12 protein-coding genes, 3 rRNA genes and 2 riboswitches are annotated in these 23130 nt (G+C 39.0%); of the genes, 2 read left to right on the forward strand and 13 right to left on the reverse strand.

From position 1 onward, the window contains the following. Nucleotides 1-858: 858 nt before the first annotated feature. From O7776_RS17930 to qoxA, 10 genes are all read right to left on the reverse strand, one after another. Nucleotides 859-2889, reverse strand: coding sequence for a methyl-accepting chemotaxis protein (locus O7776_RS17930; RefSeq protein WP_274308291.1), 2031 nt, complete (start codon nt 2887-2889; stop codon nt 859-861). Nucleotides 2890-3322: 433 nt separating this feature from the next. Then, nucleotides 3323-3438 (reverse strand): 5S ribosomal RNA (gene rrf, locus O7776_RS17935). Between the two features lie 64 nt (nt 3439-3502). Beyond that, nucleotides 3503-6430 (reverse strand): 23S ribosomal RNA (locus O7776_RS17940). Between the two features lie 304 nt (nt 6431-6734). Next, nucleotides 6735-8286: ribosomal RNA gene (locus O7776_RS17945) — 16S ribosomal RNA — on the reverse strand. Together the 16S, 23S and 5S rRNA genes form the textbook arrangement of a ribosomal RNA operon. Nucleotides 8287-9172: 886 nt before the next feature. Continuing rightward, nucleotides 9173-10504, reverse strand: coding sequence for an NCS2 family permease (locus O7776_RS17950; RefSeq protein ID WP_274308292.1), 1332 nt, complete (start codon nt 10502-10504; stop codon nt 9173-9175). A gap of 139 nt (nt 10505-10643) precedes the next feature. Then, nucleotides 10644-10745, reverse strand: a riboswitch (purine riboswitch). A gap of 286 nt (nt 10746-11031) precedes the next feature. Beyond that, a complete protein-coding gene (locus O7776_RS17955; protein WP_274308293.1) occupies nt 11032-12222 on the reverse strand; it encodes an MFS transporter in 1191 nt (396 codons plus the stop codon). Between the two features lie 376 nt (nt 12223-12598). Further along, complete coding sequence (gene qoxD, locus O7776_RS17960) at nt 12599-12883, reverse strand: cytochrome aa3 quinol oxidase subunit IV (protein WP_274308294.1); 285 nt, start codon at nt 12881-12883, stop codon at nt 12599-12601. Nucleotide 12884: 1 nt separating this feature from the next. After that, nucleotides 12885-13484, reverse strand: a complete 600-nt coding sequence (gene qoxC / locus O7776_RS17965) for a cytochrome aa3 quinol oxidase subunit III (RefSeq protein WP_241371157.1) — start codon at nt 13482-13484, stop codon at nt 12885-12887. Continuing rightward, entirely contained in the window at nt 13481-15427 is a 1947-nt protein-coding gene (gene qoxB, locus O7776_RS17970) for a cytochrome aa3 quinol oxidase subunit I (RefSeq protein WP_274308295.1), read from the reverse strand. The genes qoxC and qoxB overlap by 4 nt, the downstream gene beginning before the upstream one ends. A gap of 38 nt (nt 15428-15465) precedes the next feature. Continuing rightward, nucleotides 15466-16335 carry a cytochrome aa3 quinol oxidase subunit II gene (qoxA, locus tag O7776_RS17975; protein WP_274308296.1) on the reverse strand — a complete coding sequence of 290 codons (870 nt, stop codon included), beginning with the start codon at nt 16333-16335 and terminating at the stop codon, nt 15466-15468. 331 nt (nt 16336-16666) lie between these two features. Between qoxA and pdxR the strand changes: the two genes are divergently transcribed. Beyond that, nucleotides 16667-18112 carry a MocR-like pyridoxine biosynthesis transcription factor PdxR gene (pdxR, locus tag O7776_RS17980; RefSeq protein WP_274308297.1) on the forward strand — a complete coding sequence of 482 codons (1446 nt, stop codon included), beginning with the start codon at nt 16667-16669 and terminating at the stop codon, nt 18110-18112. 674 nt (nt 18113-18786) lie between these two features. Next, nucleotides 18787-19131, forward strand: coding sequence for a transposase family protein (locus tag O7776_RS17985; RefSeq protein WP_274308298.1), 345 nt, complete (start codon nt 18787-18789; stop codon nt 19129-19131). Nucleotides 19132-19268: 137 nt separating this feature from the next. Here the strand turns inward: O7776_RS17985 and O7776_RS17990 are convergent, their stop codons facing one another. The 3 genes from O7776_RS17990 to guaA (O7776_RS18000) form a co-directional block, all read right to left on the reverse strand. After that, nucleotides 19269-19418: a hypothetical protein gene (locus tag O7776_RS17990; RefSeq protein ID WP_274308299.1), complete on the reverse strand. Its 150-nt coding sequence runs from the start codon at nt 19416-19418 to the stop codon at nt 19269-19271. A gap of 363 nt (nt 19419-19781) precedes the next feature. Further along, the gene (guaA, locus tag O7776_RS17995) at nt 19782-21335 is read right to left on the reverse strand and encodes a glutamine-hydrolyzing GMP synthase (protein WP_274310541.1); all 1554 of its coding nucleotides are present in this window, start codon (nt 21333-21335) and stop codon (nt 19782-19784) included. A 118-nt stretch (nt 21336-21453) separates the two neighbouring features. Then, nucleotides 21454-21555, reverse strand: a riboswitch (purine riboswitch). Between the two features lie 238 nt (nt 21556-21793). Next, nucleotides 21794-23104 carry a glutamine-hydrolyzing GMP synthase gene (guaA, locus tag O7776_RS18000; RefSeq protein WP_274310542.1) on the reverse strand — a complete coding sequence of 437 codons (1311 nt, stop codon included), beginning with the start codon at nt 23102-23104 and terminating at the stop codon, nt 21794-21796. Nucleotides 23105-23130 lie beyond the last annotated feature (26 nt).

Here is a 23130-nt window from a genome sequence, read left to right on the forward strand (position 1 = left end):
TGTTCAGTTTTCAAGGTTCATGTTGTTGTCGTTTGTGACAACTTTTATATCTTACCATCTTTAAAACATTATGTCAACATTTTATTTAGATGATGTTTTCGATATTGTTTGTCGCCCTTGCGACTTATAATAATATATCACTATATTATTATTTTGGCAACATAAATTTTTATCTTTAAATTTAATTTAATATAGAAACCTAGTATATTTTAATCCTACGATAAAATTTCTATAGCCAATCCCCCGAATTATTCACGAAAACCCAAACTCTCAAGAATTTGAGTAGAATTCTCATATAAAAATTCATTCGTCAGGTGAAAATAGCCAAATGAGAGAAAAGTTAAAATGATTCTTAGGAAAAACTAATTTTTGAGCAGACTTCTCCCTTGGTGCGGGTTCGATTTTTAAAAAATTCGATTTAGTTCATTTCGAGATGCCATAATCGTGCATTAGCCATAAAGTACTGGTCACTCGCCGCTAAACGAGGCAAGAAAAAAGCACTCGTTGCCATATCGCATCGAATGCTTCGGATCATTTACTCCATGCTACAGAACAAGGAGCCGTTCAAAGAACCACCAATAACTTAGTATAACCAAAACCAAAAAGTTTTATTCAAAGTTACCCCATCACAGGTAGCTCTGTTTTCTTATTGGCTTTTTCAGGTCACAACTAGCATTACCTAGCCTAATCAAGATTATTCAGATTCATAAGGAATTATTTACTTTCACAGAAAATTGCTTGAACGTAATCTCTTTCTCTTGCTCTCCGTGTATCTCTTATATTCTTTTGAATCGTTATCGCAGCAAATACTTTTAATAATCGTAAGCTATCAAAAATTGCAGTCCTTTCAAATACAAACTAAACGTTAAATTTCCCTGTTTCTTCCTGAAGACTTTGTGCGAGCATTGCAAGTTGCTCAGAGGCTACCGCCATTTCATTCATTGTGGACGATTGTTCCTCTGTGATAGCTGATACATTTAATGTGTGCTCGTTTGTTGCTATTGCCTGTTCTCTTATTGCTTGTACGGTTACAATTACCTCTGTAAGCTTCCCGTAAGCATTTGTTGTGTTATGACTAGTCTCTTCAATCGTTCTTTTTAAATCTTGAATAGCATTTGTAATCGTATCAAACGTTACTCCTGCTTGTTGAACAGAATCAATACCGTTATGTGCAATTGTACGACTTTGTTCCATCATTGAGACCGCTTCGTTGATTTGATCTTGAATATTACGCACCAGCTTAGCGATGTCCTGTGAGGCATGGCCTGTTTGCTCGGCAAGGGCCTTTACTTCCCCAGCCACCACTGCAAAACCTTTTCCTGCTTCTCCAGCACGCGCTGCTTCAATAGCTGCATTTAAAGATAACAAGTTTGTTTGGTCAGTAATAGATGAAATAAGTTGGCTCATCGTGTTAATTTGTGCGGATTGATCCTTTAAACTATTTACTAGGTTAGCACTGTTCTCCACTTGTATATGTAGCTGTGTAATCTCATCAACAAATGTGCGAATTTGTTTTGAGCCGCCCGCTGCAATATCAGATGTTGTTGTCGATTTTTGAACAGCATTTTCTAAAACATTCACTACACCGTGCATATCATTAGCTAGTACAGTCGTTACGGATTCTAACTGTTCACTAACGACATGCTGTTTACTTGTATTTTCCGCGACATCCTGCATAGATGTAGCTACATTTGTAATAGATAGATTGACCTCTTGCACACTTGCAGTTAGCTCCTCTGCCGTCGATGCAACAATTTCTGACTCAGACAATATTCGCTGGACCATACCCCCTAATGATTGCTGAGAATGATTGTAGTATTGGGCCATCTCACCAAATTCATCCTTTGTATCGGCAGCCATCGTTTGCGTTAAATCGCCATTTGCTAGACTACCTAAATAACCATTCATATTTTGTACTTCACTGCGTATATAGCGTGCAATTAAGAAAATGACGATAGCAATGAGTAATATTAGTACAATACTTGCAATAATTTGTTGATATAGCATTGCTTGTACCTCACTATAAAGCTCACTGGTTGGCACAAGTAAAACGAGCTTCCATGGCATACCGTCAATTTGCTTGTATTGTAACGTATATTCTTCGTCATCGATTGTTATTTCTATTAAATCTTCCACATTTGCTAACTTTTCAATAGGCATATTCAAGTAATTTTGAACTGTTTCATTATTCACTTTTTCCGGATCAGGATGCGTTAAAAATTTTCCGCTGTCTTCCATTAAAAAGGCATATCCACTTTCTCGGATAGTGACGTCTGATACGATGGATTGAATAGAATTGAGCACGTAATCTGCTGTAATAACCCCGATTGGCTCATTACCTTTTACTAATTGAATACCAAATGAAATAAACATTTCCCCTAACGCTTCATCAAAATAGGGCTCCGTGTATGTAACTTCTGCTGATTTTAAGCTATTTGTATACCACTCCTGTGTATGAAAATCATATGATGGATCTTCATAAATGTCCGTATAGATAACTTTTTCGCCATCCTTATGGGCGTAGGGTCCAAAAAGTTCGCCATTTGCAACATCCTTCTCTAACCAAAATCCCATACCATATGTTTCTTTGTTTGATGGAAGTAATTGCTCTACGAAGCGTACAAATTGTTCCCTTTTCATAGGCTTATCTATTGATTCTATTGCAGACTTTGCACTATACATGAGCTGTTTATGCGAATATAATTTATTTTCAACTGAATTACTTACATTATCCGACAATAATGACATTTCATTTTCAATAGAATTTTCCAGTTCATTCGATGCACCCAAATAGTTAATGATAGACATACTCACTAGAAATATTGTAATAATAGGAATAAGTATACCAATTTTTGTGACAATCTTGAGATTCCCTAATAATTTCTTCATTCACTTTCTCCCTTTTGACCTTGATTCTTTGCACATTTTTCTTTCATAGTATACTGGATAAAAGTTTCATTAGTATATTATTTTTGTAATTTTTTTCATTTCTCACTGAACTTAAACTGAATTGGTCTTTAATTATTATGTGTGCCCACAACTTTAAGGCTGGTACAATTACAAGCGCATTCACGGATAGTTCAAATAATGACTAACGGTGCGACGAAGTACTTTTGATATTAAAAAAAAGTTGCCTATTTGTTAGAAAACCATAAAAAAGACAGCTCACTAGATAAATTAACCCGAATTATTCACAGGAATCTAAAATCCTGTGAATTTTAGTAGGTTTATAATTTGAAAGTTAATTCTGAGAGAAAAATAGCCGGATGAGCAAAGAGTTAAAAACAAAAAAACCACTGATTACTCAGTGGTTTTCATTCGTGCGAAGCGACGTTCTACTCTCACAGGGGGAAACCCCCAACTACCATCGACGCTAAAGAGCTTAACTTCTGTGTTCGGTATGGGAACAGGTGTGACCTCTTTGCCATCATCACTTCACTTATTAAATTGAAAGATTGTTCTTTCAAAACTGGATAAACGTTTCATTGATATTCATAAACATGTGGTTAAGTCCTCGACCGATTAGTATTCGTCAGCTACATGTGTCGCCACACTTCCACCTCGAACCTATCTACCTGATCGTCTTTCAGGGGTCTTACTTACTTGCGTAATGGGAAATCTCATCTTGAGGGGGCTTCATGCTTAGATGCTTTCAGCACTTATCCCGTCCACACATAGCTACCCAGCGATGCCTTTGGCAAGACAACTGGTACACCAGCGGTGTGTCCATCCCGGTCCTCTCGTACTAAGGACAGCTCCTCTCAAATTTCCTACGCCCACGACGGATAGGGACCGAACTGTCTCACGACGTTCTGAACCCAGCTCGCGTACCGCTTTAATGGGCGAACAGCCCAACCCTTGGGACCGACTACAGCCCCAGGATGCGATGAGCCGACATCGAGGTGCCAAACCTCCCCGTCGATGTGGACTCTTGGGGGAGATAAGCCTGTTATCCCCGGGGTAGCTTTTATCCGTTGAGCGATGGCCCTTCCATGCGGAACCACCGGATCACTAAGCCCGTCTTTCGACCCTGCTCGACTTGTAGGTCTCGCAGTCAAGCTCCCTTATGCCTTTACACTCTACGAATGATTTCCAACCATTCTGAGGGAACCTTTGGGCGCCTCCGTTACCTTTTAGGAGGCGACCGCCCCAGTCAAACTGTCCGCCTGACACTGTCTCCTACCCCGCTAAGGGGCATGGGTTAGAAGTTCAATACAACCAGGGTAGTATCCCACCGACGCCTCCTTCGAAGCTGGCGCTCCGAGATCTCTGGCTCCTACCTATCCTGTACAAGTTGTACCAAAATTCAATATCAAGCTACAGTAAAGCTCCACGGGGTCTTTCCGTCCTGTCGCGGGTAACCTGCATCTTCACAGGTACTATAATTTCACCGAGTCTCTCGTTGAGACAGTGCCCAGATCGTTACGCCTTTCGTGCGGGTCGGAACTTACCCGACAAGGAATTTCGCTACCTTAGGACCGTTATAGTTACGGCCGCCGTTTACTGGGGCTTCAATTCGCAGCTTCGCTTGCGCTAACCACTCCTCTTAACCTTCCAGCACCGGGCAGGCGTCAGCCCCTATACGTCACCTTACGGTTTTGCAGAGACCTGTGTTTTTGCTAAACAGTCGCCTGGGCCTATTCACTGCGGCTCTCTCGGGCTATACACCCTACCAGAGCACCCCTTCTCCCGAAGTTACGGGGTCATTTTGCCGAGTTCCTTAACGAGAGTTCTCTCGCACACCTTAGGATTCTCTCCTCGACTACCTGTGTCGGTTTGCGGTACGGGTACCTCCCACCTCGATAGAGGCTTTTCTTGGCAGTGTGAGATCAGGAACTTCCTCCATACGGAGTCGTCATCACAGCTCAATGTTAAAGTACGCGGATTTGCCTACGCACACACCTTACTGCTTGAACAGAGACAACCAACGCTCTGCTTACCCTACCCTACTGCGTCCCCCCATTTCTCAAACGGTGGGGAGGTAGTACAGGAATATCAACCTGTTATCCATCGCCTACGCCTATCGGCCTCGGCTTAGGTCCCGACTAACCCTGAGCGGACGAGCCTTCCTCAGGAAACCTTAGTCATACGGTGCATGGGATTCTCACCCATGTTTCGCTACTCATACCGGCATTCTCACTTCTAAGCGCTCCACCAGTCCTTCCGGTCTGACTTCAACGCCCTTAGAACGCTCTCCTACCACGCATACCAATGGTATGCATCCACAGCTTCGGTGAATCGTTTAGCCCCGATACATTTTCGGCGCAGCGTCACTCGACCAGTGAGCTATTACGCACTCTTTAAATGATGGCTGCTTCTAAGCCAACATCCTGGTTGTCTAAGCAACGCCACATCCTTTTCCACTTAACGATTACTTTGGGACCTTAGCTGGTGGTCTGGGCTGTTTCCCTTTTGACTACGGATCTTATCACTCGCAGTCTGACTCCCGTGTATAAATATCCGGCATTCGGAGTTTGTCTGAATTCGGTAAAGCGAGATGCCCCCTAGTCCAAACAGTGCTCTACCTCCGGTATTCTCAATCACGAGGCTAGCCCTAAAGCTATTTCGGAGAGAACCAGCTATCTCCAAGTTCGATTGGAATTTCTCCGCTACCCACACCTCATCCCCGCACTTTTCAACGTGCGTGGGTTCGGACCTCCAGTAAGTGTTACCTCACCTTCATCCTGGACATGGGTAGATCACCTGGTTTCGGGTCTACGACCACGTACTAATTCGCCCTATTCAGACTCGCTTTCGCTGCGGCTCCGTCTTATCAACTTAACCTCGCACGTAATCGTAACTCGCCGGTTCATTCTACAAAAGGCACGCTATCACCCATTAACGGGCTCTAACTACTTGTAGGCACACGGTTTCAGGATCTATTTCACTCCCCTTCCGGGGTGCTTTTCACCTTTCCCTCACGGTACTGGTTCACTATCGGTCACTAGGTAGTATTTAGCCTTGGGAGATGGTCCTCCCGGATTCCGACGGAATTTCACGTGTTCCGCCGTACTCAGGATCCACTCTGGAGGGACTGAACTTTTGACTACAGGGCTTTTACCTTGTTTCGCGGACCTTTCCAAGTCGCTTCGTCTAATCCAATCTTTTGTAACTCCGTATAGAGTGTCCTACAACCCCAAAGAGCAAGCTCTTTGGTTTGGGCTCTTCCCGTTTCGCTCGCCGCTACTCAGGGAATCGAATTTTCTTTCTGTTCCTGCAGGTACTTAGATGTTTCAGTTCCCTGCGTCTGTCCTCATCACGCTATGTATTCACGTGTAGATACTATCCGATTAAAGATAGTGGGTTCCCCCATTCGGAAATCCCCGGATCAAAGCTTACTTACAGCTCCCCGAGGCATATCGGTGTTAGTGCCGTCCTTCATCGACTCCTAGTGCCAAGGCATCCACCGTGCGCCCTTATTAACTTAACCAAAAGTTAAACTTACTTAAAAAGTAAGATTTTAAGGATATTGCACGATCAATTTCTTGATCTATGTTTGTTTATTACTTATCAATGTCGTTTTATCCAGTTTTCAAAGAACAAAGCAGCTGACTTCAATCACATCGTGATTAAGCTTCACTGAATTTGCTTCATGCAGTCTTGCGACGATAGTGCTAGCAGCAAGAGCAAATATTTTTTTGAAGTATTCCATTCAATTAAGAATGAACCTTCAAAACTGAACAGCAACCGTTAATGTTTCATTCCCTAGGAATGAATTCCGAAAATATCCTTAGAAAGGAGGTGATCCAGCCGCACCTTCCGATACGGCTACCTTGTTACGACTTCACCCCAATCATCTATCCCACCTTCGGCGGCTGGCTCCATAAAGGTTACCTCACCGACTTCGGGTGTTACAAACTCTCGTGGTGTGACGGGCGGTGTGTACAAGGCCCGGGAACGTATTCACCGCGGCATGCTGATCCGCGATTACTAGCGATTCCGGCTTCATGTAGGCGAGTTGCAGCCTACAATCCGAACTGAGAACGGTTTTATCGGATTAGCTCCCCCTCGCGGGTTGGCAACCGTTTGTACCGTCCATTGTAGCACGTGTGTAGCCCAGGTCATAAGGGGCATGATGATTTGACGTCATCCCCACCTTCCTCCGGTTTATCACCGGCAGTCTCCTTAGAGTGCCCAACTAAATGATGGCAACTAAGAACAAGGGTTGCGCTCGTTGCGGGACTTAACCCAACATCTCACGACACGAGCTGACGACAACCATGCACCACCTGTCACCGTTGTCCCCGAAGGGAAAACTGTATCTCTACAGTGGTCAATGGGATGTCAAGACCTGGTAAGGTTCTTCGCGTTGCTTCGAATTAAACCACATGCTCCACCGCTTGTGCGGGCCCCCGTCAATTCCTTTGAGTTTCAGTCTTGCGACCGTACTCCCCAGGCGGAGTGCTTAATGCGTTAGCTGCAGCACTGAGGGGCGGAAACCCCCCAACACTTAGCACTCATCGTTTACGGCGTGGACTACCAGGGTATCTAATCCTGTTTGCTCCCCACGCTTTCGCGCCTCAGTGTCAGTTACAGACCAGATAGTCGCCTTCGCCACTGGTGTTCCTCCAAATCTCTACGCATTTCACCGCTACACTTGGAATTCCACTATCCTCTTCTGCACTCAAGTTCCCCAGTTTCCAATGACCCTCCCCGGTTGAGCCGGGGCTTTCACATCAGACTTAAGGAACCACCTGCGCGCGCTTTACGCCCAATAATTCCGGACAACGCTTGCCACCTACGTATTACCGCGGCTGCTGGCACGTAGTTAGCCGTGGCTTTCTAACAAGGTACCGTCAAGGTAGCGCCAGTTACTACGCTACTTGTTCTTCCCTTGCAACAGAGTTTTACGAACCGAAATCCTTCTTCACTCACGCGGCGTTGCTCCATCAGACTTTCGTCCATTGTGGAAGATTCCCTACTGCTGCCTCCCGTAGGAGTCTGGGCCGTGTCTCAGTCCCAGTGTGGCCGATCACCCTCTCAGGTCGGCTACGCATCGTCGCCTTGGTGAGCCGTTACCTCACCAACTAGCTAATGCGCCGCGGGTCCATCCTATAGTGATAGCCGAAACCATCTTTCAACTTCCAACCATGTGGTTCAAAGTATTATCCGGTATTAGCTCCGGTTTCCCGAAGTTATCCCAGTCTATAGGGTAGGTTACCCACGTGTTACTCACCCGTCCGCCGCTAACGTCATTGGAGCAAGCTCCAAATCCATTCGCTCGACTTGCATGTATTAGGCACGCCGCCAGCGTTCGTCCTGAGCCAGGATCAAACTCTCCATAAAAGTAGTTTGAAAGCTCATTTGCTTTGCTAGCGATTCTAACAATTAAGTTAGATATCATTTTTGCTTCATTTAAGAAGCTGTATTCATTAACGTTGCTTGTTCAGTTTTCAAGGTTCATGTGTTAGTCGTTTGTGCGACTGTTTCATATCTTACCGAAGTTGTTTTTGTTTGTCAACAACTTTTTAAAATAATTTAATTTGTGTTGTTTTCGTTTGTTTCGTAACAACGTGTTTAACTATACACCCATAATATCAATTTGCACAACCCTTTATTTTAAAAAAGAATTTTCTGATTTTTATTAGAGTGTTTAATATGAGTTTCTTCTATTATATATAAAGTAAAGTTAATTTACTTGTCAGTTTAAATTAATTTTATTCCTCATGAAATATAACATTATAAAATAGATAATTTCATCTTTCGACTAATCGTTTTCATTCAATGTTATTCGTAAAATGCAATTAATTTTTCATTAAAGACGTTTAATTCATCAACTTCTATATTTTATTTTTCCTAGTTTACACAAACTTCAAATTAGAATGAACCAATGCCATTACGCTTTATTGAACAATCTATTCCAAAATCATGTATGGAAGTAAACTTTCGCTCGGCGAAGAAAAGATAATTGGGGGGAGCTAAATTCATAATAATAGCAAAGCCTGCCACTCTTTCTATCTTTACAATAAATAATTTTCTGGTTTTCCATATGCACTCCTTTGGTAGCACGACATCTACTTATATAACTTCTTATTATTGTTTCGATAATTGATAATTTGATCCATCATTCGCCCTCCTCTCTGCACTTCTTATATATATATATTGTTAACATGTTTTAACAAGAGAAAAAAGCTATCTAGACATTTGACTAGATAGCTTGAAGTTTGTATTGTTAGTGCGCGGCTGTTGCTAAGTATAGTAAGAAAATTGCACCGAATACGTACATAATCGGGTGAACTTCTTTTGCACGGCCGGCTACGATCATTGTTAATGGATAGAATACGAAACCAACTGCTACACCAGTTGCAATTGAGAATGTTAATGGCATCATTAACATTGTAAAGAACGCTGGTACTGCTATTTCGAATTTTTCCCACTCGATTTTACCTAAAGATGCAACCATTAATACACCTACAACGATTAGCGCTGGTGCTGTTACTGCTGAAGTTACAACAGATAAAACTGGTAAGAAGAATAATGCTAATAAGAAACATACGCCTGTTACAACAGCAGCTAAACCAGAACGAGCACCTGCTGCTACACCCGAAGAAGACTCTACAAATGAAGTTACAGTTGAAGTACCAAAAATAGAACCTGCGATTGTTGCAATTGAGTCAGAAATTAACGCTTTACCTGCACGTGGTAATTTGTTGTCTTTAACAAGTCCAGCTTGATTCGCTACAGCCATTAAAGTACCTGCATTGTCGAAGAAGTCAACAAATAAGAATGTTAAGATTACTGATAACATTGATAATGTATAGAACTCTGCGTCACCGAATGCTGAGAATAATGCACCGAATGTTGGTTCTAATGATGGAGGCATTGCTACAATTGATGAAGGCATATCTACTTGACCGAAGATAATACCTACGATTGCTGTAATTGCCATCCCAATGAATACACCAGCTTTCATGCCGCGTACTAAGAAAATAACTGTAATAACAAGACCAAAGATTGCTAATAATACTTGAGGTTCTGTTAAGTTACCAATACCAACAAACGTTGCTGGGTTTGCTACTACGATTCCTGCATTTTTTAAACCGATGAATGCGATGAATAAACCAATACCCGCGCCTACAGCTAATTTTAATTCCATTGGGATTGCGTTAATTAATTTTTCACGTAGACCAGTTAATGTTAATAGTAAGAAAAATACCCCTGATACAAATACTGCTGCTAAAGCGTGTTGCCATGGGCTACCATTTGTTAAAACTACTGTGTATGCAAAGAATGCGTTTAAACCAAGACCTGGCGCTAACGCTAATGGGTACTTCGCTAAGAAGCCCATTACAAACGAACCAACTGCTGCTGATAATGCCGTTGCTACGAATACTGCACCGTAATCCATACGCATTGCATCTGGAAGATCCGGAACATCTGCTAATGTTAACGTTAATGGGTTAACAATAAGGATGTAAGCCATCGCTAAGAATGTAGTGAAACCACCTAAAATTTCGCGGCGGTAATTCGTTCCAAGTTTATCAAACTCGAAATACTTTTTCATAATGAAATTTTCCTCCGTATTGTCGTCTTACAATAACTTGAACTTATCGACTCTTAAATATACAAAAAGACACGCGGAACAAAAAGCCGCATGTCTACGATTCAAGGAAAATAAGTACTATACTCAAATATAAAAGTACTGAAACTTATTAATAAATCGTAGTCGAATCATTTACGGTGATTCGGTAGAAACTCACGGGCCATATTCCCGACATTATACGACGACGTATTTAATTTATAATAGTAATATATCATTTCATTTTTCTAATTTCAACCCTATTTCCGAACGTTTTTTATTTTTATATAATTATAGTTCGTGAAATTCCCCCTCTATTACTAATTTTTTGATTTTTTCAGCATTATTATAACTTTTGTAGACAAATTATTGAAAGTTTTGTTTTACCAAAACCCGAACATTCTATGTCATTATCTTTAATTTTCACCGTGATTTCCAAAATCATTAGAAAGTCTTATGTTTTTCTATCCAAAAAAGTAGTCGGGTTATACTCCCCAAACTACTTCGTCTTCTCACTCAAATGCGAGTGAATATTTTTTCGATTTTAAATAAAGCATAAAGAATATTGTTAGCATTAAACTAAATAAGCCAAATGCTAAACCTGTAATCGGCAGGCCAAACCAATCAAGCAATGCACCCGTTGACAGTAGCACTAATTGGAACAATGTTTGGTCGATCATATTTCGGAAGGCAAAAAAGCGCCCGTGATACTCAGTTGGCATTTGCTTTTGGAAAATCGTCATCGTCGTTGGGAAAAAACAGCCAACCGCAAAGCCAAATACAGCGAAAATAACAACATTCATTATTTCAATTGTCGAGAAAAATAGTAGCGACTGTAGGACACCAATCAGTAATGCTAAGCTGAACATCATCGTCCCCGTTTTCATTCGTATCCCCAAATACTTTACAGCAATTGCCCCTAACATAAAGCCGACACCTTCTACTGTATACAATAAACCTGAAATACTAGTTGAATTGTGCATTTGTGCAATTTTCATAATCATTAAGTTGAACGAGCCTAAAAATAATATCGGCACAACAATTAACACAAGAGTTACAAGTACAACAGGATATTGTTTCAATACAGGTAACACCTCTTTGAAACTACCACTTTCCTTCTTTTTCGTTTTACTTTCCACTGTACTCTCATCAATATGTAAGAAGAATAATGTAACTAATACGACTGCATACATAATAAGTGATACGACATATAGCCAAATTAAATCCACATAAGCTATGAATAATCCGGCGGCGGCTGCACCAACAATACGTGATAATGTGCGCGCATTCATATGCCAGCCATTTAATGAAAGCAAATCTTTTTTATCAACAATCTTTGGTATGATCGATTGAATTGCAGGCATAAAGAACGTCGCTGCTATTTGAAGCAGTATTAAAAAGACAATCATCAAGAGAACTGAATCGAACGCAATCGCCGCAAACATCACAAATACAGTAATTACACGTGCAATTGACGAACCTATGAGCACCTTTTTCTTGCTCGATGCATCGATGATTTTACCAGCTAATGGTGCGACAATTACCCCTGCAAGCATCCCGATCGCCAATATAACCGATTTATGAAAGTCGGAGGCAACAAACTCCGACATAAAAGCTAAATTACCAATGATTCCGGCCCAAAGACCAAGCCCTACAACAAATTCACCAATAAGCACTATCCACACATTTCGATTACGCCACATAATTTCCCCTCCTTTTTCTAATTTTCACTATCTTTCATTTTATAAAATTTCGAGTCACTAAACAATAGACCACCTGTAATTGTTAGTCGAAGTTAATTGCTATTGGTAGAAAAAATTACGTTGTTGTATTTTTCAATTATCTTATCAAGATAGGTGCATGAAACTTGATTGGCGACGATTTAACGATTGCGAAAATACCTCTAAAGTTACGAAGACGAGATTTCTCAAACTATTCCATTCCCTATTCTAGTAGCTTATACAAAAAAACACTCTTATATTGATTTGTACACATCGTTACATCATCAATAGAGAGTGTTTCTTTCAGTTAACTTCACAGTTGTGAGATTGTTTATCTACCTTTTTAAAAAACTATTTGTTACATATAACCCCAAATCATCGTTAACAGTGTTCCAAAAACTGTGACCAGTCCAATAAATACTGCATAGAACAAATTCGTAAAAATTGCGCTTCGTTCTTCTGTTTCCCCAGCGTGCATGAAAACAATTAGTTGTAAACCAGCTTGAATAAATGCTGTAATTAATAAAATCGTCATCGCAATATCGAACGATGCATCTAAAAAGTAAACACTCAATGCAACAGCAGTTAAAATTAGTGATGAAACAAATCCTAATACTTGATTACGCGGAAAAATATCACCCATATTATGACACCAATCCTTTCAAGTATACGAAGCTAAAAATAAAGATCCAAACGACATCTAAGAAATGCCAGTATAAAGAGAAGATAAACGATTTGTTTGTTGTTTCATGCGTAATGCCTCGTTTTTTAATTTGACTAACAATTAAAACACCCCATACAATCCCGAATGTTACGTGTGCACCATGAGTACCTAATGTTGTTAGTAATATCGCGGTGAATGCACTCGTTTGGAGGCCTGCTCCTACATGGTAGTAATGCATAAATTCATATATTTCTATACTTAAAAACCCTAACCCCAGTAAAAGCGTAATGACAAAAAATGTGATCATTACTTTTTGGCGTTTTAAACGCATCGCATGTATAGCTAAGCCAATCGTAAAGCTACTCGTTAATAAGATAAACGTTTCCAACATGACTGGTGTGATTTCAAAAATTTCTGCACCAGTTGGTCCATTCCCCGTTCGATCGACCAGCGTAAAATAACCTGCAAATAAAGTACCAAACAGCATGATTTCTGCGCCTAAAAAGATCCAGAAGCCCAAAATATTTGCTCGGTTTTGCAGTGTACCATATTCTAATGGACGCGAGTTATCAATTTTCATCGTCTAGCACCTGCCGCTTGTTCAATTTTTTTAATTTCTTCAACTTCGATATAGCGCCCATGATCTTTTTCTAACGATCGATGTATTAGGCAAGCAAAAATACCAATTGTTGAAATAAGGACCGGAATCCATAAAGCAAAGACAAATGAGAAGCCCCAAACAAAGAAAATACATCCTAAAATAAATGGCATACCGCTATTATTCGGCATATGAATTTTTGTATAAGGTTCTCTATAAAGGACATGTCCGTTCTCTTTTGCATCCCAAAATGCTTCTGTTGAGTCGACTGTTGGTACAATTGCGAAGTTATATTCCGGAATCGGCGTATGCGTTGCCCATTCTAATGAACGTGCATTCCATGGATCACTTGGAATATTTCGTGTTGCATAACGTGTACTATGATAAACATTGTAAACAAGTAACACAAAACCACTAGCTAGTCCAATGGCGCCAACAAAGGAAATCATATTGTAAATCGTAAAACCTGTTGATTCGGAATACGTATACATTCTGCGGGCTTGACCATCTAAACCCGAGAAAAACATCGGCATAAAGGCTAATAACGTACTCATTGAAATAACCCATGCCTCAATTTTTCCTAATTTATCATTTAGCATGAAGTTAAAGAATTTCGGCCAGTAGTAATGTAAGCCTGCTAACATCGCAAATACGACACCAGGAATAATTACCATATGGAAGTGCGCTACTAAAAACATTGTATTATGGTATTGATAATCTGCTGCTGACATCCCTAGCATGACACCTGTTACTCCTCCAATTGTAAAGATCGGAATGAATAAAAGTGTGTACAGCATTGGTGTTGAAATAGTGATTTTCCCTTTCCAAAGGGTAAATAACCAGTTAAAGATTTTAACCCCGGTTGGAACGGCAATCGCCATCGTTGTAATCGAGAAAATACTGTTTGTTAAAGCACCTTGCCCCATTGTGAAGAAATGGTGTGTCCATACTAAGAACGATAATAACGAAATAATAACCATAGATGCGACCATCGATTTATGACCGTATAAGTTACGCTGTGAGAAGGTCGCTATAATTTCACTATATATACCGAACGCCGGTAAAATAAGGATATAAACTTCAGGATGTCCCCAAACCCAGAAGAAGTTTGCCCATAGCATATCCATACCGCCATTCGTCGTTGTAAAGAAGTTTGTCATGAATAAACGATCCATCGTTCCCATTAATAAAGCAATCGTTAATACCGGGAATGCGAATACAATAATGACATTGGCAGTAAGTGCTGACCAAGTAAACATTGGCATCTTCATTAATGTCATACCTGGTGCACGGAATAACAAAATAGTTGTAATAAAGTTAATCCCTGTAATTAGTGTCCCTAACCCAGAAATCTGTAAGGCGAACATATAATAGTTTGTTCCGACAGATTCGCTAAATTCATTACCAGCTAGTGGGAAGTAAGAAGTCCACCCTGCATCTGGGGATCCTCCAATGACGAAAGAAATATTTAATAACATTGCTCCTACAAAGAACAACCAAAAACTAAGTGCATTTAATCTTGGAAATGCTACATCACGAGCACCTATTTGTAGAGGCACTAGTAAATTCATAAATGCCATTATGAAAGGCATCGCCATAAAAATAATCATGACCAAACCATGTGTTGTAAAAATTTCATTATAGTGTTGGGCATCTAATAATGTGTTTTCCGGCTGCGCTAATTGAGCACGCATCATAATGGCATCGACACCACCACGGAATAACATCGCGATTGCTGATATTAAATACATAATCGCAATCTTTTTATGGTCGACGGTCGTTAACCACTCTCTCCATAAGTAACCCCATAACTTAAAGTAAGTTAAGCCTACAATAATCCCTACTGTAACAAGGACAATCGCAACCATCGAAGCATATATCGCTGGACTAGGATGCGGTACAGCAAATCGTTCAAAAAATTCCATAAGTGACTAGCTCCTTTCGAGCATCTAAATTTAATCCATTATTCATGAGTTTCATGTTCATTTTGCTCCTCACTTCCTCCGTGATTATGTTCAGGTGGTGGTAAAAAGGTTAAATGTGTTCCTGTAAATGTGGAACGTCCAACATGACCTGGCTCTAATAATTCCTCAAACTTAACTTCAGTTAACGGCTCTGCATTACTGTGAACCTCGTTAACCCACTCATCAAATTCTTCTTGCGATACAGCTGTTACATCAAATGTATTTTCTGCGAATCCTTTGCCATTAAAATTGGCGTTACGTCCCATATACTCCCCTGGTTGAGAGGCTGCAAGATGCAATGTATTAACCATGTCGGCCATTGCATATTTTTGTCCACCTAATTGTGGAATCCAAAAACTTGTAATTGGTCCATAGGAATACAGTTTAAATTCTAATGGGCGTTCTGCTGGAATGTATAAATAGTTTACTGTTTCTATATTCTGTTCTGGATAACTGAAATGCCATTTCCAATTGGATGTAGATGCATAAATCACAAGCGGTTCTTCATTTGCATATTCTTCTGGCGGATTTTCCACCTTATTGTTACTATCAACCGAAACGAAAGACAAATAAATAACAATTAAAACTGGAATTCCTACACATATGAGTTCAACAAGCAAGTTTCCTTCAATGTGTGGTGGTTTATAATCGGCCGGCTGTTTTGATGCTCGATATTTATAAACCATATATGCAAGAATTATAAAGACAATAAAAACAATTGCCGACATAATGCCGATTGATAAAATAATATCTTTTGCCTGTGTTTGTGCTTGTGGTCCTTTAGGATCTAACACTAATAAAGGTTCGCATCCAGCTAACATAATGAAACTCATTAAAAAGGATGCAAATAAAATAGGTTTTTTTAACATGTATAAACCCCTTTCTATTAATCGGGAGAATATAGCATGAAATATGAGGTTTTTTGTGGAAGTTGTAGTGTCTGTCTTAATCGACTTTAATACTAGTCCCCTTCACTTAAGAAAACAACAAAATTAACACTTTGTCATGAATTAGTAATAATTTAATGATTTCTTTGGATTTCACACAATTACTAAAAGCATTTTTTTATCTATTATGATATTTTATTATGTTATGTTTTAAAAAACCTAAGTGGATGGGTAAAATACAATATAATTGGATGGTTATTTTCAAGACATTTTCAGTTATTATGTTTAACCACTAAAAAAAAGGATGATGGATATGCATTTTCAAATAGATCGTTCACTAAAAACACCCCTTTATAAACAAATCGCCAAGTATATCGAAGAAGAAATTTTAGATGGCACCCTCCCTACAGACAAGCCATTACCTTCTGAACGAACACTTGCAGCCGAATTAGGTGTTAATCGAAGCACAGTTGTTACTGCCTATGACGAGCTAGAAGCAGAAGGTTTAATCCAACGAATTCAAGGGGCAGGCACTATGGTTACTAGAGACATATGGGGAATGACTAAAAAAAGAATCCCCCGTTGGAATCAATACATTGAGGCAGGTAGCTATTTACCAAATACCCCCATTGCCCAAAAAATTAGGAAACATACTGCAGAAGATACGCTCATAAACCTAGCCTCAGGAGAACTTTCTGCCGATTTATTTCCCTTAGCCGCTTTACGGAACATTATGGCAACGCGTTCCTTTATCGGCCACTTAGGTTATGATCATCCGTTAGGGAATGTTAATTTACGCCAAACAATAGCTAAGCATCTTACCCATTCAAGGGATATTAAAACCGATGACAACCACATATTAATTACATCCGGTGCACAGCAAGCCATCCATCTTATTATTGAATGTTTACTAAAACAAGGTGATTCTGTCGTGATTGAAGATCCTTCCTATCATTACGATTTACAAATTTTCAAATCTGCAGGTATTCAAACGTTTTTTTTACCCGCTGGAAAAGATGGCATTGATCCTCAAGGACTAATTAAATTGCATAAACGTCACCGTATACGGATGATTTTTCTTAACCCTATTTTTCAAAATCCAACAGGAACATTGCTCAGTATAGAACGCCGAAAAGAAATTTTAGATTTTTCCGCAGAATACGGCATTCCCATTATAGAAGACGATCCATACAGTTTAACCGCATTCTCACACGAAAAAATGAGCACGCTAAAATCATTGGATATGAACGGAAACGTGTTATATGTTAGCTCTTTATCTAAAATTGTAGCTAGCGGTCTACGTATCGGTTGGATTAATGGACCCAAATCCGTAATTGAGCGTATTTCCGATGTAAAGCAGCAAGTAGATTTCGGTCATGCTAGTTACAATCAATGGATTGCAAATGATTTTTTAGAATCACCCTTTTTTGAAGCACATATAAACGAACTGCGAAACAAATTAAAAACTCGTCGGGATCATTTGATTTATTATCTTAACTTCTATTTGCAAGATAAAGTGGAATTTGAAATTCCTGAAGGTGGCATCCATCTTTGGTGTAAATTTAAAGAAGAAATTGATGAAGTCAAACTATTAGAGGAAAGTATGAAACAAGGCGTAATTTTTGTACCTGGTTCAACGATGGGAACTAAAAAAGGGTATATCCGCCTCACTTTCGCGCGTGAAAAAGAAGAAAATATTAAGGAAGGCGTTTACCGTTTATCAAAAGCATTGGGAAAAATTTCAAAGTGGATGGGCTAAAACAATGGATATTGGATGGGGATTAACTTCTTTTTTTTAGCTAAGATAAATTTGTGGAAAACAAATCCACGATATAGCTGAAGTGAAGAGCATTTGTAGAGGTTGTCAGTCTTAATCAAACTTAACTATCTATACAATCAGTATCTTCAATTTGGTAGTACGAGGTCGTGAATGTTGAGGACTCGCAACTTGTGGAAGAGTCGCAGTTTCTTCAGACATTGTTTACGATTTAGTAGATTAATCAATCTTATGGCTATAATTGCATCTATATAATTTTTTCTTTATCGCTTAATATAATAAAAATATTATTAGATTGTCCGTACATTGTTCGGAAGACGATTAAGAGTAGCTTTCATATTTATCTAATTTGTATATACCTCTATTTCATACATGATTATAAATTGATAAGTTTTTTCGAGATCTATCCGAATATTTGATAAGCGAAAGATAAAAGATCACACGCAGGTCAGACTGCAAGATTGACTGCAAGATGTAATATTATCATTAAGTGATTTCTACCAACTACTATGTAACATTTGAGCTACTGATTTTATTTTATCAGTAGCTCTTTTTATTTTTTTATAAACGAAATGCTGTTTGATTAAAATTGAGTTTTCATTCACATTTACAAACGAATTGGGTTTGAGTGAATTTATATAAAGGATGTGTCAATAATGAACTACATTTTATCAGAGCTTGATATGGAATTAGATTTAGAAATAATTCATCATGAATTAACACCAACAGAAGTCAATTTATTTATTGAATCGATGACTGTTACCGCTACATGTCCTAAGTGTTTACAAATTAGTCATCGCAAACACGGACAAAGTTTACGAAAAATTCGCGACATACCTATTTCAAAAAAAGACGTCTACCTTTATATTCGGTTGAATAAATGGTATTGCACAAATCCCTCATGCCCTTGCAAATATTTCACAGAATCAACTAGGATTGCACCCGCATATCAACGCTCTACTTTAAGAGCTACACATTTTTACAAAAAAGCTGGATTATAAATTAAAGTGTTTGATACGTAACAGAGCTAAAAAAGTAATTTGTGTTCTGTAATTACTATATTTTTCACATTCCGCCCCCTTTACAGTGAATAAGAAAAACATAGGGAGATTTTAGTCTTCCTATGTTTTCATTCATATTATTTATCTGTTTGTTTTTGCTTTTTTTTAAAATACTCCGCACGTATTTTTTCAAGTTGCTGCTTTTTATCAAATTTGGCAGGCTTGTTTTTTTCATGATACTTTGTCACAGCCACCTGACCTTTGGTATCTAATTGATATTTCCCCACTTTGTTCACCTACTTTTCTTGTCTTTAAAGAAAATCTATCAACAAATATAATATACCTTATTTTATTGAAGTAAACCTTTTTACTTTATTACTGTACTGCCTAACCTTGCATATATTAGTAAAAACTTAGTTAAATGATTAGCCAAATGTTATTCATTATACTTATCTTTACGACTTTAAAATTGCTGATTCATTTTAAAGTCAATAATCAAGTCACTAATTTTAACTAAAATAAAAAATCTCGTTTAGTAATTTATTATAAATAACTAAACGAGATTTTAATTTTTGAAATATAAATAGTTATATGTTAGACATTATTATGACTGCGTTAATAACCTGCTTAGTTTATATTATCAAACAGTACTATTCCCACTCAATAGTAGCTGGTGGCTTAGAAGTAATATCATACAGTACGCGGTTAACGCCTGTTACTTCGTTAACAATACGTACAGAGATTTTCTCTAACACGTCATATGGAATACGTGCCCAGTCAGAAGTCATACCGTCGATCGATGTTACGCCGCGGATACCGATTGCGTAGTCGTACGTACGGCCATCGCCCATTACGCCTACTGAACGGATGTCTGGTAATACCGCGAAGTATTGCCAAATGTCGCGCTCAAGACCTGCGTTTTTGATTTCTTCACGTAGGATGAAGTCAGCTTCACGTACGATTTCTAATTTTTCTTCCGTTACTTCGCCAAGCACACGGATACCTAAACCTGGGCCTGGGAATGGTTGACGCCATACTACTGCTTCTGGAAGACCTAATTCTAAACCTAAAGCGCGTACTTCGTCTTTGAATAATGTATTTAATGGCTCGATTAATTCGAACTTCATGTCTTCTGGTAATCCACCTACGTTATGGTGAGATTTAATTGTTTGGGCAGTTGCTGTACCTGACTCGATGATGTCTGTGTAAAGCGTGCCTTGTGCTAAGAAGTCCATGTTTTCAAGTTTTGCTGATTCTTCGTCAAATACGTAGATAAATTCGTTACCGATGATTTTACGTTTTTGCTCTGGATCAGAAACACCAGCAAGCTTGTTCATGAAACGCTCACGTGCATCAATTTTGATTAATTTCATGTCGAAGTCTTCTGTGAAAGTTTTCATAACTTGCTCAACTTCGCCTTTACGGTTTAAGTTGTGGTCTACGAACATACAAGTTAATTGGTCACCAATTGCTTTGTGGATTAAAACTGCAACTACTGATGAGTCAACACCGCCTGATAACGCACAAAGAACTTGCTTGTCTCCTACTTGCTCACGGATTTTTGCGATTTCGATGTCGATGAAGTTCGCCATTGACCAGTCACCTTTTGCACCACAAACATTGAATACAAAGTTTTTCAGTAAGTCATTACCGTATACAGAGTGACGTACTTCTGGGTGGAATTGTACAGCGTATAATTTACGTTCTGTGTTTGCCATTGCAGCGATTGGACACGCTGGGCTTGTTGCAATTACTTCAAAGCCTTCCGGAACAGCTGTAACATGGTCACCATGACTCATCCAAACAACTTGGTTTTTCGGTAAATCGCCGAATAATAAGTTATTTGTTGTTACATCAATTTCTGCTTTACCGTATTCACGCGTTTCCGCACCTTCTACTTTACCACCTTGTGTATGCGCCATTAGCTGCATGCCGTAGCAAATACCTAAAATCGGTAAACCTAATTCAAAAATCGCCGGATCTACTTTGAATGCAGACTCATCATAAACAGAGTTCGGACCACCTGAGAATACGATTCCTACAGCATTCATTCCTTTAATGTCCTCTGCAGTAATTGTATGCGGGTGCAATTCAGAGAACACACCAAATTCACGGATACGACGCGTAATTAATTGGTTGAACTGACTTCCGAAGTCAAGAACGACAATTTTTTCTTGCTCTTTTAATAAAGGAGTTGACACAATTTTTCACCTCTTCAAAATTTATTGTGGCCAATATTTAAGAAAAAACGCGTAAGAAAATAAATTTCTACGCGTTCATATTTCATCTCTTTTGCCGATAGATACAGCTATCCCGTGAAAGAAATAGCGCAACTACCGTCATAGATAAGTTATTTAAGGTAACTTAGTAGAAACATCTGGACCCTATTTCCAGACTTATATGAAGGCACACTTTTTATTTTTTAAATTTTACTCTTTACAAAAAACAAAATCAACAGCTAACCATATTGATTTAATATTCTTATTTTTCCACAAAGTATTGCAAACCACGAAAAAACGTGTTCGAAAACAATTTCGTAACACGTTTTTTGTAATAGTTTCCTTACATTGGATGTAACTATTGATATAACTATTTATCGTGCGGCTGTCGCTTCGCTTTCGCCGCAAAATTATTTCGCTCCTTAACGGAGAGCGAAATAATTTCACTCCCACTCAATTGTGCCGCCTGGTTTTGGCGATAAATCGTAGCATACGCGGTTGACATGCTTTACTTCATTAATGATACGGTCTGTAATTTTTAATAAAATTGGCCATTCAATTTGTTCGATTGATGCCGTCATTGCGTCAATTGTATTTACTGCACGAATAATTACTGGATATTCGTACGTACGTTCATTGTTGCGAACACCAACCGATTTGAAGTTTGGTACAACCGTAAAGTATTGCCACACTTTTTGATCTAATCCTGCAAGTGCAAATTCTTCACGTAAAATGGCATCTGATTCACGTACTGCTTCAAGACGCTCTGGCTCGATTTCACCTAAAACGCGCACACCTAATCCCGGACCTGGGAATGGTTGACGGTATACCATATCATGAGGTAAACCTAATTCAACACCACATGCACGTACTTCGTCTTTGAAAAGTTGGAATAATGGTTCAACTAATTCAAATTGTAAATCCTCTGGTAATCCACCTACATTGTGATGTGATTTAACAACTTTATGTGTCTTCGTACCTGATTCTACGATATCTGGGTAAATTGTTCCTTGGGCTAAGAAATCAATACCTTCTTGCTTACGTGCTTCTTCTTCAAACACACGGATAAATTCATTCCCGATAATTTTACGTTTTTCTTCTGGTTCACTTACACCTTTTAACTTACCTAAAAAGCGCTCACTTGCGTCTACGTAAACAAGGTTTTCTTCCAGATCCTTTTCGAACATAGCGATAACGCCTTCAGATTCATTTTTACGCATTAAACCATGATTAACGTGTACACAAACTAATTGCTTACCAATTGCTTTAATAAGTAATGCTGCTACAACTGAAGAATCCACGCCTCCTGAAAGCGCTAAAAGCACCTTTTTATCTCCAACTTGTTGGCGAATTAATGCTACTTGATCTTCAATGAAGTTTTTCATATTCCAGTTTGCTTCTGCCTTGCATATCTCAAAAACGAACTCCTTTAAAAAGGCTTTCGTTTCTTCTTCGTTTGGCCATTTATCTAAAGTTTGTGATGCTTGAGTAGATGGGTGCTCTACGCTAATAACAGGAATGTTTAAATTATAAATTTCAGCTAATACGTCGATTGCTTCTCCATCAACGATATTGTTTACACCGCCATTTAAAATAATCCCTTTTACTGTTTTTAAACCTTGGATATTTTGCGCAGTAATATCATGTGGGTGAATCTCACTATATACACCTAATTCACGAATCCAACGAGCTATCGTTGTATTTTCACTGCTACCTAAATCCAATACTAAAATATTATCCTGCTTCAACCTGATACAACCTCCTCTTAATCCTACTAATT

This window comes from Solibacillus daqui, from assembly GCF_028747805.1.
Taxonomy (GTDB): domain Bacteria; phylum Bacillota; class Bacilli; order Bacillales_A; family Planococcaceae; genus Solibacillus; species Solibacillus daqui.